A 12676-nucleotide genomic window follows, 5' to 3' on the forward strand; every position below is an offset into this window, starting at 1 on the left:
GATACAGGAAATGGAACTGCCCTTCAGGGATGAACTGGCCCTCATGCCCGATCTGCGCCACCGGCTTCGGCAGTTGCGATGGTTCCGCGCCACCTTCCGCGGCAGCGCCAAGGTGGTTTCGGACACATTCGGCGTACGCTTCGAAATCGACGAGGCGAAGCTGACCCGGGCTTTTCTCGACTGGGTCGAGGTGATGGAAGCGCAGAAGCGCTTCGCCACGATCGACCGCGCCGATTTCATCGTCTTTGCCGCCGGCCTCGTGCTGCGCGAACTGATCAAGCAGGCGCCGGCCAGGGAGATCTCCGGCCTTACCCACCTCATCGAAACGGATCAGAATGCCGGCACGCTGGACATCATCCGCTTCTGGCCGGAAGGCTTTCTCTACACCAACTACTGCGTCTCGGTGATTTCGGCCATTTACGAGCAGGAGTTCGGTTCAGCGCCTAGCATCGACAAATGCGCCGACGACCTGCGCACCTGGTGGTCCTATCGCGAAAACGTCACCGAAATGCCGGCCTATGCCGTGGCTTTCCTCGACCGCTTCCTGGGCGCGGAACCGAACTGGATCACGCCCGACCGCGCGCAGTCGCGGCAGGCCATGCAACGAGCGTTGGGGTCCTCCCGCGCCAGCGATGCCTTGCGCCAGCTTTGAATTGGCCTCTATTGCCCCCTATTCGAGAGGCCGCGAGTGCCCGCTATTGAACATTTGACTTTTTGTCGATAGCGATGTGCCAATTCTGACAGAGGCCGGGAGAAACGCGTGGCGCCGTCAAGACTGATCATTTTCGATTGCGACGGCGTTCTCGTCGACAGCGAGCCACTGGCCGCCAAGGCCTATGAACGTGTCTACGATAAGCATGGCATGCCGGGCGTTCACGGCGGTATCATCGCCCAGTGCGTCGGCATGAAGCAGGCCGACATCATCGTCAGGATCAAGGAATTGACCGGCCATCAGTTTCCCGCGACGGCCGATGGCGATATCTGGGCCGAGACTAAAGCCCTGTTTTCGCAGGAATTGAAGCCGACACCGGGAATCACCGCATTCCTGGAAACGCTCGAGGGGGGCAGTTGCGTTGCCTCGTCGTCCTCCGTCGAGCGCATCGACCACAGCCTGGCCATCACCGGACTGGCGCGGTTCTTCGGCGATGCGATCTACAGCTCCTCGATGGTCAAGAACGGCAAGCCGGCGCCAGACATTTTCCTGTTCGCCGCTGCGAAGATGGGCGCCAACCCGGCGGACTGCATCGTCATCGAGGATTCACCTTTCGGCATCCAGGGCGCGGTCGCCGCCGGCATGACCGCGATCGGCTATATCGGTGGCGGACATACTTATGCCGAGCATGCCGCTCGGCTGACGGCCGCCGGTGCCGATTTCATCTGCGCCGACTGGCATGAAGTTAGCCGGCAATTGTCCGGGCTGGATGTATCGGCTTAGCGAGCGGGTAGTCCAAGGCGCGCCCATTCGCCAGGCGGAATCACAGCTCCGACACGGAAGTCGAAGGACAAGACCCTGGTCGCGTCGCTGTCGACCTCGCAGCGGAAGCCCAGGTGGTACCATGTGGTTGAGGTACGGAAAGCAACGTCAGGGGCGTCAAGAACATTGCCGGCCTTCAGCGGAACGCTTGGGATCAAGATGGGAAAGTAGGAATCGTCCAGCAATTGCTGCTGCAACGCGCTGGCGCAAAGTTTGGCCCCACGCTGACCGCGAGGCACGCCACCCATCGAGGTCGTGGCCAGCGCGTCACCCGTAGCGCCCTGCGAGTAAAGCCTGCGAACGCCCGGAAGGCCTGAATACCTGCGCGATGCGGCGCTGGCTACATCAGTGGAACCTGGGCTTCCGGCGCCCCCATTTCGGAACTTCGCAGCCTTTGAAGAACTGGGCTTCGGTGTATTTGTCGGTTTAGGCTCCGGCTTCGCAGCCGACATTGGAAGCTCGACCTCACCGCCCCCGTCTGTGGCCAGCGGCGTTGGTGCCGCGCCTGTCTGCTTGGCGGCGTCCTGCACTCCCGCCTGTTGTTTGGCGTCCTGCTGCTTATCTGCGTCCTGGGTCAGAGTTGCCTGCTTGTCCTGCGCGGGCTGGGTATCCTTCGCGTCGGCTACCGGCTTTTCGCCGGCCTCAGCTAAATCCGCCGGCTTCTCGGTCCCTGCCGGCACGTCGGATTGGGTCTCAGCAGGCTTCTGCACGACCGGCGGCTTCGATTCCTCATCCTTGGTCGGCGACGGCGAACTGTCTTGAGCGCTGGCCCCATCCAGGGATTTCCGGGGGCCCGCCTCCTTGTCGCCGAACTGAAAAACAGGCTTCAGCACCTCGATTGCCGGAGGCTTCCGAGGTTGCGGAGCCGGCTTTTCAACTTTCTGCTCAGGCGGTTTTTCAACCCTCGGTTCCGGTGGCTTAGGGGACGGTACAGGGGCCGGTTTCGGTTTTGGCTGCTCGGGCGGGGCCACGAGCGCGACATTGACCGGTTCCTCCTCCTGCGGCTGTTGGCGAGGCGTGGGCAGGCCATAGATCAGGAGCCCCGCGACAAGCGCATGCAGGATCAGCGATGCGGGGATACCCCACAGCAAATTCCGACGCCGCTCTCCTGTCTCGCCCTTCATCCTGACCGATGTGGAATGAAATAGCGGCGGCTTCAAGCATAAGCATTGGATTGGCGCAATTTGGCCGCTGACAGGTTGGTGATCTGGATCACCACGGGCAGGGCCGTGTTAGCGAGGCGTCGGCACGACATCGAGCAGGATGCGATCATTGCCGTTGCTCACGGCGAGGGCGGGTGCCACCCTTTTCGCCGAAACCGCCAAGCAGGTTCAGTCATCACGAGGCTGCTCCCGCCGCCGGGATCAGCCAGCCGGATTTTATGCGCAGGCGCGCTTGCGCCCCGTTCTCCAGCACAACCGGATCGGGCTGTTCGAAATGCAAGGTGAGGTCGGGACCGGCCTTGGGCGTGAATTCGATGCGCGCCGCTCCGCCTTGGTAGACCGCCCGCTTGACGAGACCGTCGAAGCCCGAGGCATCGGCCGAAATCTCGATGTCGGCGGAGCGGCAGCAGATCCTGGCGCCGGCGCGCGGCCGCTCGCCACGCCGGCAGCGGACCACCAGCTCGCTTCCGAGTACCCGGACCTTGCAATAGCCGCTTTCCTCGCCCGTCAGCACCTCCGCCGGCAGCAGGATGCCTTGCGAAATGAAGGAAGCGACCATTTCATTTGCCGGCTCATGATAGAGGTCGCGCGGCTTCGCAAGCTGCGCCAGGCGTCCACGATCCATCACCGCGATGCGGTCGGCCAGCGCCATCGCCTCGGTCTGGTCATGGGTAATGTAGACGATGGTCGTGCCCGTGCGCTTGTGGAAGGCGGCGAACTCGTCCTCCATCGAGGCCCTGAGATGCACGTCGAGATTGGCGAGCGGCTCGTCGAACAGCACCAGCGAGGGTGCCGCCACCAGGCAACGCGCCAATGCCACGCGCTGGCGTTGGCCGCCGGAAAGATTGGCGGGCCTGCGCTCACCCAGGCCCTGCAGATTGACCAAGGCAAGCGCGTCTTCCACTTTTTGGCGCGCAACCGCCTTGTCGAGTTTGGCCACCTTCAGCGAATAGCCGATGTTCTCGGCGACACTCATGTGCGGCCACAGGGCGTAATTCTGGAAGACGATGCCGATGCGCCGCTTTTCCGGCGCGATGCTGCCGCCGCTGTTCGAAACGACATCGCCGCCGATGCGGATTTCGCCCGAGGTCACTTTCTCGAAACCGGCGATCAGCCGCAGCAACGTCGTCTTGCCGCAGCCGGAAGGTCCGAGCACCGCCAGAAACTCGCCGTCGCCGACGTCGATCGAGACATCCTTCACGGCATCGAAATCGGCGAAGCTCTTGGTCACGTGGTCCAGGGTCAGTCGCGCCATGGCAGAACTCCGCTCGGAAGATGAGGGGCAAGCAGGTTGGTCACCAGCATCAGCACGAAGCTAACCGCGACCGTGATAACGGACATCGCCGCCGCGTAGTTGGAATCGCCGCCCTGCTCGAAGGAAAACATCACCACCCCGATGGTCTCCGAACCCGAGGACCACAACAATGCCGAGACCGTGAGTTCACTGAGCGCCGTCATGAAGATCAAAAGGCCACCGGCGACCGCAGCCGGCGCGACCAGCGGAAAGAGGATGGTGCGCATGCGCGTGAACAGGCCGGCGCCCGCCACCTGCGCTGCCTCCTCCAGTGCCCGGTCGATCTGGTGATAGCCGCTGATGGTCGGCCGCAGCGCCAGCACCAGGAAGCGGGCGAGATAGGCATAGAGGATGATCCAGACAGTGTTGTAGAGCTGGATGCCGGTCAGCGGGATCGGCCGCAGGAACAAGAGCAGCGAAGCGATCGCCAGCACAACGCCGGGCAAGGCGTAGGGCAGTTCGACCGAGAGATTGAGCAGCCGCACCCAGCGCTGCTTGCCCCAGGCGATGAGATAGCCAACCGGCACGGCAACGATGACGGCGACGAACGCTGCAGCAATCGACAGCCAGAAACTGTTGAAGAAGGCGCGGGTGGCGGCATCATGCTCGAACAGCACGAAACGATAATTGTCGAGCGTCGCCGTCTTGGCGGTGAGCGCAATGCCGTAGCCCGGCACCAGCGAGGTCAATACCAGCCCTAACAGCGGCAGGACCAGCACCAATACGACGAGCAGCCACATGCCGGCCTGGACGACCGGCCGCCAGCGGCCCAGTTCATAAGGTTCGGCCGGCAGCGCTGTCGAAGAGATGCGGTAGTCGCGGCGGCGGCTCATCACCTCCTGGGCGAGGATGCCGGCCATGGCGATGATGCCGGTCAGCACGGACAGGAACGCGGTCTCGCCGAGCACCGCCGGACCGCCGCCGGCCAGCTTCTGATAGATGAGCGTCGGCAGCACCAGGTAGTTGGCGGGAATGCCGAGAAAGGCCGGAATGCCGAAATTGCCGACGCAGGAGACGAAGGCAAGTGCTGCCGCCGCCATGATGGAGGGCGTCATCAAGGGCAGCACGATGGTAGCCAGTACGGTGAACCAGTTTGCACCGCCGGCACGTGCGGCTTCGACCAGTTCGCGCGGCAGCTTGCGCAAGCCGGCCCGCACCAGCAGGAAGACCAGCGGCCCGTACTGTACGCCAAGCAGCAGGATGATGCCCGAGGTCGAATAGAGCGGGTTCTTCGTGCCGAGCGGGGGAGCCGCCCCGAAAAGCTTGAGGAACGGGCTCGCCGGACCAAACAGTTGCAGCCAGGCTAGCGCCGTCACCTGCGGCGCGATCATCAGCGGCATGACGTAGCAGAACACCAGGGCGCTTCGGCAGCGTATGTCGGTCAGCGAGACGAGCACGGCCACCAGTGTTCCCGAAAGCACCGCCAGAAGCGTGCCGCCAATGCCGACGACCAGCGTGTGCCACGTCGCGATCCAGGTTGCCGGGCTTCTCAGCCCGGCTTCCACGGCCGCGGTCGACAAGATACCGCCGGGCGCCACGATCTCCTTGACGAGGCGCAGCATGGGCAACATCGAAAGCAGGACGATGACGACGGTCGCCGCCACCGTCAGGACCATTTCCTGGCCACGGCTTTCCCTGATGCGTGTCGGCATGATTGCGTTTCCTGGGGTCAATGCGACCGGGTGCGGTTCATTTTCGGCGCAATTCCGGACGGAAAACGCTTCGCACTTTTCCTGGAATTGCTCTGGCGAAGCGAGCGGGATGCCGCTGCCGGCACCCCGCCGCGATCGACGGTTCAGCCGCCGAACAGTTCCTGGAATTTCGCCTTGTCGGCGTCGGTCTTGGCGACGATCGCCTTGGTGTCGAACTTCATCACCTTGACCTTGACGCCTTCCGGCAGCCAGTCGGGACGGCCGACCGAGGCGCGTGCCGGCAGGTAGCCCATAGACAGCGCCAGCTTCTGGCCCTCATCGGACAGAATGAAGTCGACGAACTTCTTGGCGCCATCGACGTTCTTGGCGGTCTTCATGATGGCGACCGGCTCGGTCACGGCAGGCACGCCTTCGCCGGGGAACACGAACTCGACCGGCGAGCCCTTCTTCTTGGCGTTCATCGCCATGAAATCGACGAGGATGCCATAGGGCTTCTCGCCCGAAGCCACCGACTTCAGCACCGCGCCATTGCCGCGCACGCTGACGGTATTGTTGGTCTTCAGCTTCTGGAAGAAATCCCAGCCATAGTTGGTATCGCCGGCGAAGCCCGAAAGCAGGTAGGCGGCCGCACCCGAATAGAGCGGGCTTGGCATGACCAGGCCATCGGCATAGGCCGGCTTGGCGAGATCGGCCCAATGCTGCGGCTTTTCGGCGGCGGCGGTGTTGTAGACGATGCCGGTGGTGATCAGCTTGCTGCCGAAATAGGTCTTGTCGGCATCATAGGCATCCGCGTCGACCCCGTCGAGCTTGGCCTCGGGATAGGCCATCAGCCTGTCGTCCTTCTTCAGCAGTTCCATCGAGACCGCGTCGGCGATGAGCAGCACGTCGGGCTGCGGGCTGCCTGCGGCGAACTCGGCCGCCATCTTGGTCAGGATGTCGCTGGTTCCGGAGCGATAGATGGTGACGTCGATGCCGGGCTGCGCCTTCTTGAAGGCATCCACGGTCTTGGCCGCGTCCGCTTCCGGCTGGGATGTGTAGAGCGTCAGTGTTTCGGCATTTGCCACGCCGGCGAACAAAGTTGCCGCGAGCGCCAGCTGGCTGGCCAACAGCTTGATGAATAGCGTCTTCATGAGACCTCCTGTCCTGTCTGTGCATGACCGGTCTGGCCCCTGACCAGCACCCCGTCTCTTCCTCCCTGCACGGCGCATATGACTGGTGGATGACACAGCGCACCAAGGCTTGGATCAAGATGAGATCAGGCCGCCTTCTCGCGCGAGAGGCACGTCGACGCCCAACAGGCGCTTTGTGTAAGGCTCCGCCGGGAGGAATCTGGGCGAGAGGTCATCAGATAAAACAACCCGGAGATCGGTGCTAGACCAGCATGCCCATCGGATTTTCGATCAGCTTCTTGAAGGCGACCAGCAGTTCGGCCCCCAGGGCTCCGTCGACGGCGCGATGATCGGTCGACAGCGTCACCGACATCACCGTGGCTATTTTGATCTCGCCGTTCTTGACCACCGCCCGCTCCTCGCCGGCGCCGACCGCCAGGATCGTCGCATGCGGCGGGTTGATCACCGCGGCAAAATCCTTGATGCCGAACATGCCGAGATTGGAGACCGCCGTCGTACCACCCTGATACTCCTCGGGCTTCAGCTTGCGGCTGCGGGCGCGGCTGGCCAGATCCTTCATCTCGTTGGAGATGACGGACAGCGTCTTTTCGTCCGCATGTCGGATGATCGGCGTGATCAGGCCACCGGGGATCGAGACGGCAACGCCGACATCGGCATGCTTGTGCTTGACCATGGCGCTCTCGGTCCACGAGGCATTGGCATCCGGCACCGCCTTTAGCGCCATGGCCATCGCCTTGATCACCATGTCGTTGACCGACAGCTTGTAGGCAGGCGCCTCACCCTTGTCGGTCTTCTTCACCGGCGCGGCGGCATTGAGTTGCGTGCGCAGGGCCAGCAGCGCATCGAGTTCGCAGTCGAGCGTCAGGTAGAAATGCGGGATGGTGGTTTTGGCTTCGACCAAGCGCCGCGCGATGGTCTTGCGCATGTTGTCATGCGGAATGAGTTCGTAGGAGCCTTCCTCGAACAGCTTCAGCACCTGGTCGTCCGACATTGGCTTCACCGCCGGCGCGGCGGCTGGTGCGCCAGCCGGAGCCTTGGCGGCGGGCGCTGCCTTGGCACCACCGCCGGCGATCGCGGCATCCACGTCTGCTTTCACCACCCGGCCATGCGGGCCGGTGCCGGATATGGCTGAAAGGGTGAGGCCGGCCTCGCGCGCCAGACGGCGAGCCAGCGGTGTCGCGCGTCCGCCCGACGGCGACTGGCCAATCTCCCCGCCTGTGGGGGAGACACCCGGCAGGGCAGAGGGGGGCGTGACGGAATGAGGCGTTGGCAGGACAGCGCCCCCTTCTGTCGGCTCCGCCGACATCTCCCCCACGAGGGGGAAGATTGGCGCCTTGTCCCCATACGTCTCATTCTCCGCATAGATCCACGCAACCGGCGCGCCGACCGGAATGTCGACACCTTCCTTGCCCGTCACGTCGCGCAACACGCCACTGGCCGGTGCATCGATTTCCATCGCCGCCTTGTCGGTCTCGATCTCGAACAGCACGTCGCCCTTCTTGACGTGCGCGCCTTCCTCGGCGAACCAGCGCGAGATCTGTCCGGTCGCCATGTCCATGTCGACCTTGGGAAGAATGACTTCGGTCGGCATGTCTCAGCGAACCCCTTTCACGAGGTCGCGCGCGGCGGTGATGATGTCGGGAACTTGCGGCACCGTGGCCTTTTCCAGCTCCGGATTGTACGGGATTGGCGTTTCCGCGCCACCCAGCCGCACGATCGGAGCGTCAAGGTAGTCGAACGCCTCGCTCTCGGCGATCATGGCGCTGACCTCGGCGCCGATGCCCAGCGTTTTGACTGCTTCATAGACGCACATCAGCCGCGACGTCTTCTTGACGCTATCGATGACCGTCTGCTTGTCCATCGGCCGGATGGTCCGGAGATCGACGACTTCGACGTCGATGCCTTCGGCCTCCAGCATGGCGGCGGCGTCGAGCGCCTTCTGCACCATGATCGAGGTGGCGACGATCGTGAGGTCGCGGCCCTCGCGGCGGATGTCGGCCCTGCCGATCGGCACGGTGTAGTAGCCTTCCGGCACCGGCCCCTTCATCTTGTAGAGCAGCTTGTGCTCGAAGATCATCACCGGATCGGGATCGGCGACGGCAGCCAGAAGCATGCCCTTGGCATCATAGGGTGTCGCCGGCTGGATGACCTTCAGACCTGGCACATGGCCGAGCCAGGCTTCCAGGCTCTGGCTGTGCTGCGCCGCCGCACCGGTGCCGGAGCCGGCGGGAAACCGCATCACCACCGGCACTGAAACCTCGCCGCCCAGCATGAAGCGCATCTTCGCGGCCTGGTTGACGATCTGCTCCATGGCGAGCGTGGCGAAATCGGAAAACTGGAATTCGAAGATCGGCCGCATGCCGGTTAGCGCGGCGCCGACAGCAACGCCCGCACCGCCCAGTTCAGAGATCGGTGTGTCCAGCACCCGCTCAGCGCCATAGCGCTCGACCAGGTCGCCGGTCACCTGGAAGGCGCCGCCGTAGACGCCGATATCCTCGCCCATCAGGAAGACGCGGTCGTCCATGTCCATGGCAATCGCCATGGCCTCCTGGATCGCCTGGGCGTAGCTCAGTTCACGCACCATCGCGTCCATCACGCCTGCTCCGTATACACGTAATCTCCGGTCTCGCTGACGTCGGGCGAAGGGCTCGCCTTGGCGAACTCGATGCCGTCGGCGATCTCCCGCGCCACCGCCTCGCGGATGGCCGCGATGCCCTTGTCGTCGATGAAACCGAATTCCCGCAGTTCGTTCTCGAAGAGCGTGATCGGATCGCGGTTGGACATCCAGTCCTCGATCTCTTCCTTGGTCCGGTAGCGATTGCGGTCGCTCTTGGAATGGCCGCGATGGCGATAGGTCTTGGATTCGATCAGCGTCGGCCCCTCGCCCGCACGTGCCCGCTCGACCGCCCTGTACGAAGCCTCGGCGACCTCGGAGAAGATGTTGCCGTTGACGATGACGCCCGGCATCGAATACGCGGCGGCGCGGTCGGCGATGTTCTTGACAGCGGTGGAGCGGGCCGTCGACGTCGACATGCCGTAGCCATTGTTCTCGCAGACGAAAATCACCGGCAACTTCCAGACCGCCGCCATGTTGAGCGCCTCGTGGAAGGCGCCTTCATTGTTGGCGCCGTCGCCGAAGAAGGAGACCACGACCTTGCCGGTCTTCATCATCTTGGAGGAGAGCGCGGCGCCGACGGCGATCGGAATGCCGCCGCCGACAATGCCGTTGGCGCCGAGATTGCCCTTGGCGACATCGGCAATGTGCATCGAACCGCCACGGCCCTTGCAGTAGCCGGAGGTCTTGCCGAAGAACTCGGCGAACATGCGCTTGACCTCGGCGCCTTTGGCGATGCAATGGCCGTGGCCGCGATGGGTCGAGGTGATCTGGTCATCCTCGCCAAGCGGCATGCATATGCCCATGGCGCTGGCCTCCTGGCCGATCGACAGATGCATGGTGCCGTGGATGAAGCCCCGCGTGTAGCTTTCCTCCGCGCCCTCTTCGAAGCGGCGGATAAGGTACATCTTGTAGAGCACCTGCTTCAGTTGCTCGGCGCTGTATTGGCGATAGACGAAGGGCAGGTTGGCGCGACTGTCCGCGACGGCTTTGCTGGCTCCGGCCATGATCAGGCCTCCACGGTTCCGTAGACGAGCTTGTCCTGGCGGGCGCGCAATTCGGCGATCTTGGAGCCCGCTGCCGGGGCGGCATTGGCGTAGGTGATCAACTCGCCCTTCTTGATCGGCGCCGTCACCGAACCGCCCTGCAGCAGGCCGCAGGGAATGGCCCTGGCGGCATGCGCTTCCGGCGCCGTCATGATCCAGGCGCGATAGCAATATTCGCCGATCGCATCGAGCTTTTCGCCCGGCTGCATGTCTTTCTTGGCCACCGCGCAGACTTCGGCCACCGGCTTTGCCAGCGGCACCATGTCGGCCTTGCCGTAGAGCACGACGCGGGCGCAGGTCAGCGGCACTTCGAGCGACGTCAGGTGATAGGGGCGGTGGAAGGTGAAGTACGGACCCTTGCCCATCTTCAAATCTTCCATGCGTTCCGAGATGCGCGGATGCGACATGTCGGCGACGACGAAGACGCCGGGCGCGACACCCTTGCCGATCGAATAGTCGACGACGCCGACCCTGGACAACACGCCGCCGTCCTTCTGCGGCACCAGCACCTTGTTCAATTCGCCGAGCGTCGCGGCCGGGCCATGCATGCCGGCCTTGTCGGGCACCAGGCCGGTGGCGTTGGCGATCGCCGCCATCTCGACCATGGTCTTGGAACCGTCGACGAACTCGACCAGCATGCGCACATTCATGTGCCGGCGCCTGGCCTCTTCCTCATAGGCGGGCGGCGTGGCGTCGATGTTGAGCGGGTTGTTCTTGCCCTTGCCGGCGGCGACGATCGGGTGGCCCATGGCCGAAACGAATTCGATCAGCTCCATGCAGGAGGACGGCTCGTCGCCGGCGCCCAGCGAATAGGTGACGCCGAGCCGGTCGGCCTCGCTCTTGAGATAAGCGCCGATGGTGACGTCGGCCTCGACATTCATCATCACCAGATGCTTGCCATGCTCCATGGCGCGCAAACCGATCTCTGCGCCGACGGCGGGAACACCGGTCGCATCGATGACGACGTCGATAAGATCGTTGTTGATGACCAGGCTGGCGTCGTTGGTCACCGCCACCTTGCCGGCCTCCATGGCAGCCGTCATCGCCGAAGCGTTCGAAACTTCGCGCGCATGGCCGGTTTCCTGGAAGGCGATGTCCACCGCCTTGCTGGCGGCGGGCAGGTTCAGTTCGGAGATGGCACCGATCTCGATGCCCGACATATGGGCGACACGGGTGACGATGTCGGTTCCCATCTCGCCCGACCCGATCAGACCGATGCGGATCGGCTTGCCCGATTTGGCGCGTTCCTCGAGGTCGCGGGCAAGGCCCGTCAACGAAACATTGGAAGCCATACCACTCATTCCTCCCATAATGCAGGCCTGTTCAATTGCCTGACGGGTATTGAACATCTGTATTTCTGTCAAGACTAATGTCCAAATCCGTGTGCTTTTGCGGCACTTTCCCGGGGTCCACCGCAGGGTGGGAAAGAGGTCGGGAAAGCCGGCAAATCGCGGAATTCATTGGCCCACTCGGGCTCACAGTTGAGCGGTCGGCGTCCTGCTCCTGTTGGCGGTGTTATCCGGCAACAGGAAAATCGTGAAAATGGACGACCACTCCATCGGCATCGATGAAGATCACGGCATAAGCGGGTGGCTCGTGGCCCAGCCGCCAGCTGTCCGAAAAATCGAGGGCGCTCTGATGGTTGGTGCTGCGCAGCGTGCTGACCGGTATGCCGCGCCAGCTGCCGGCGATCAGCCTGTGGACGTGGCCGGCAAAGATGTGGCCGACATTGCCGTGGCGCAGGAGAACGTCATGGAAGGTATCGGCGTCGGCGAGCTTGACCTCGTCAAGCACCGGCATGTGGATCCGGAACGGCGGATGGTGCATGAAGAGGAAGACCGGCCGGTCGCGGGCTTCCTGCAACTTCTCGTTCAGCCAGTCCAGCCGTGCCGGGCACAGCCTGCCCTCGACATGTCCGCTGTCCAGCGTATCGAGCAGGATCAGGCGGCCATCGCTGCCATCGAAAACGCTCTGGACGAACCCGCGCTCGGCTGGCGTTTGCGGGAACATCTCGACAAAAAGCGCACGGTCGTCGTGGTTGCCGAGCATCAGCCGCCAAGGCGGCACGAACCCCGACAGCGCCTCCCTCAACGCCGCATAGGCGGCGCGCTCGCCATCATTGGTCAGGTCGCCTGATATCACCACCAGATCGGCATCGGCATGGTTCCTGCCGATGTCCGCCAGGCAGGCCTCCAGCCGGTCGAGCGGATCGGAGCCATGGAGACGACCACCCGGCGCCATCAGATGCGGATCGGAGAGCTGGATGATTTTCATGGGCCCGCGCACTGCTTCCTGCCGGCGCC

11 protein-coding genes are annotated in these 12676 nt (G+C 63.5%); 2 read left to right on the forward strand and 9 right to left on the reverse strand.

Annotated elements, in window-relative coordinates; all coding sequences use genetic code 11:
• The first annotated feature begins 10 nt into the window (after nucleotides 1-10).
• Together FJ492_RS09740 and FJ492_RS09745 are read left to right on the forward strand one after the other, a co-directional pair.
• Complete coding sequence (locus tag FJ492_RS09740) at nucleotides 11-652, forward strand: hypothetical protein (protein ID WP_140503404.1); 642 nt, start codon at nucleotides 11-13, stop codon at nucleotides 650-652.
• Nucleotides 653-760: 108 nt separating this feature from the next.
• The gene (locus FJ492_RS09745) at nucleotides 761-1435 is read left to right on the forward strand and encodes an HAD family phosphatase (protein WP_140769726.1); all 675 of its coding nucleotides are present in this window, start codon (nucleotides 761-763) and stop codon (nucleotides 1433-1435) included.
• Here the strand turns inward: FJ492_RS09745 and FJ492_RS09750 are convergent.
• From FJ492_RS09750 to FJ492_RS09790, 9 genes are all read right to left on the reverse strand, one after another.
• Nucleotides 1432-2598: a DUF930 domain-containing protein gene (locus tag FJ492_RS09750; protein WP_140769728.1), complete on the reverse strand. Its 1167-nt coding sequence runs from the start codon at nucleotides 2596-2598 to the stop codon at nucleotides 1432-1434. The two genes, FJ492_RS09745 and FJ492_RS09750, sit on opposite strands and share 4 nt — an antisense overlap.
• Nucleotides 2599-2812: 214 nt before the next feature.
• Entirely contained in the window at nucleotides 2813-3892 is a 1080-nt protein-coding gene (locus FJ492_RS09755) for an ABC transporter ATP-binding protein (protein WP_140769730.1), read from the reverse strand.
• A complete protein-coding gene (locus FJ492_RS09760) occupies nucleotides 3880-5583 on the reverse strand; it encodes an iron ABC transporter permease (protein ID WP_140769732.1) in 1704 nt (567 codons plus the stop codon). The genes FJ492_RS09755 and FJ492_RS09760 overlap by 13 nt, the downstream gene beginning before the upstream one ends.
• A gap of 143 nt (nucleotides 5584-5726) precedes the next feature.
• Nucleotides 5727-6713: an ABC transporter substrate-binding protein gene (locus FJ492_RS09765; RefSeq protein WP_140769734.1), complete on the reverse strand. Its 987-nt coding sequence runs from the start codon at nucleotides 6711-6713 to the stop codon at nucleotides 5727-5729.
• A 241-nt stretch (nucleotides 6714-6954) separates the two neighbouring features.
• The gene (locus FJ492_RS09770) at nucleotides 6955-8304 is read right to left on the reverse strand and encodes a pyruvate dehydrogenase complex dihydrolipoamide acetyltransferase (RefSeq protein ID WP_140769736.1); all 1350 of its coding nucleotides are present in this window, start codon (nucleotides 8302-8304) and stop codon (nucleotides 6955-6957) included.
• A 3-nt stretch (nucleotides 8305-8307) separates the two neighbouring features.
• Nucleotides 8308-9306, reverse strand: a complete 999-nt coding sequence (locus FJ492_RS09775) for an alpha-ketoacid dehydrogenase subunit beta (protein WP_140769738.1) — start codon at nucleotides 9304-9306, stop codon at nucleotides 8308-8310.
• A complete protein-coding gene (locus FJ492_RS09780; protein WP_140769740.1) occupies nucleotides 9306-10334 on the reverse strand; it encodes a thiamine pyrophosphate-dependent dehydrogenase E1 component subunit alpha in 1029 nt (342 codons plus the stop codon). The genes FJ492_RS09775 and FJ492_RS09780 overlap by 1 nt, the downstream gene beginning before the upstream one ends.
• A 2-nt stretch (nucleotides 10335-10336) precedes the next feature.
• Entirely contained in the window at nucleotides 10337-11665 is a 1329-nt protein-coding gene (locus FJ492_RS09785) for an NAD(P)H-dependent oxidoreductase (protein WP_140769742.1), read from the reverse strand.
• A gap of 223 nt (nucleotides 11666-11888) precedes the next feature.
• The gene (locus tag FJ492_RS09790; protein ID WP_140769744.1) at nucleotides 11889-12647 is read right to left on the reverse strand and encodes a phosphodiesterase; all 759 of its coding nucleotides are present in this window, start codon (nucleotides 12645-12647) and stop codon (nucleotides 11889-11891) included.
• Nucleotides 12648-12676: the final 29 nt, after the last annotated feature.

The sequence above is a fragment of the Mesorhizobium sp. B2-5-4 genome, assembly GCF_006441095.1.
Taxonomy (GTDB): Bacteria; Pseudomonadota; Alphaproteobacteria; order Rhizobiales; family Rhizobiaceae; genus Mesorhizobium; species Mesorhizobium salmacidum.

What these genes read in the sequence shown, in the direction of transcription:
- FJ492_RS09740 (WP_140503404.1), top strand. Translation starts at nt 11, where the DNA reads ATGGAACTGCCCTTCAGGGATGAACTGGCCCTCATGCCCGATCTGCGC.
- FJ492_RS09750 (WP_140769728.1), bottom strand. Translation starts at nt 2,598, where the DNA reads ATGAAGGGCGAGACAGGAGAGCGGCGTCGGAATTTGCTGTGGGGTATC.
- FJ492_RS09755 (WP_140769730.1), bottom strand. Translation starts at nt 3,892, where the DNA reads ATGGCGCGACTGACCCTGGACCACGTGACCAAGAGCTTCGCCGATTTC.
- FJ492_RS09760 (WP_140769732.1), bottom strand. Translation starts at nt 5,583, where the DNA reads ATGCCGACACGCATCAGGGAAAGCCGTGGCCAGGAAATGGTCCTGACG.
- FJ492_RS09765 (WP_140769734.1), bottom strand. Translation starts at nt 6,713, where the DNA reads ATGAAGACGCTATTCATCAAGCTGTTGGCCAGCCAGCTGGCGCTCGCG.
- FJ492_RS09770 (WP_140769736.1), bottom strand. Translation starts at nt 8,304, where the DNA reads ATGCCGACCGAAGTCATTCTTCCCAAGGTCGACATGGACATGGCGACC.
- FJ492_RS09775 (WP_140769738.1), bottom strand. Translation starts at nt 9,306, where the DNA reads ATGGACGCGATGGTGCGTGAACTGAGCTACGCCCAGGCGATCCAGGAG.
- FJ492_RS09780 (WP_140769740.1), bottom strand. Translation starts at nt 10,334, where the DNA reads ATGGCCGGAGCCAGCAAAGCCGTCGCGGACAGTCGCGCCAACCTGCCC.
- FJ492_RS09785 (WP_140769742.1), bottom strand. Translation starts at nt 11,665, where the DNA reads ATGGCTTCCAATGTTTCGTTGACGGGCCTTGCCCGCGACCTCGAGGAA.
- FJ492_RS09790 (WP_140769744.1), bottom strand. Translation starts at nt 12,647, where the DNA reads ATGAAAATCATCCAGCTCTCCGATCCGCATCTGATGGCGCCGGGTGGT.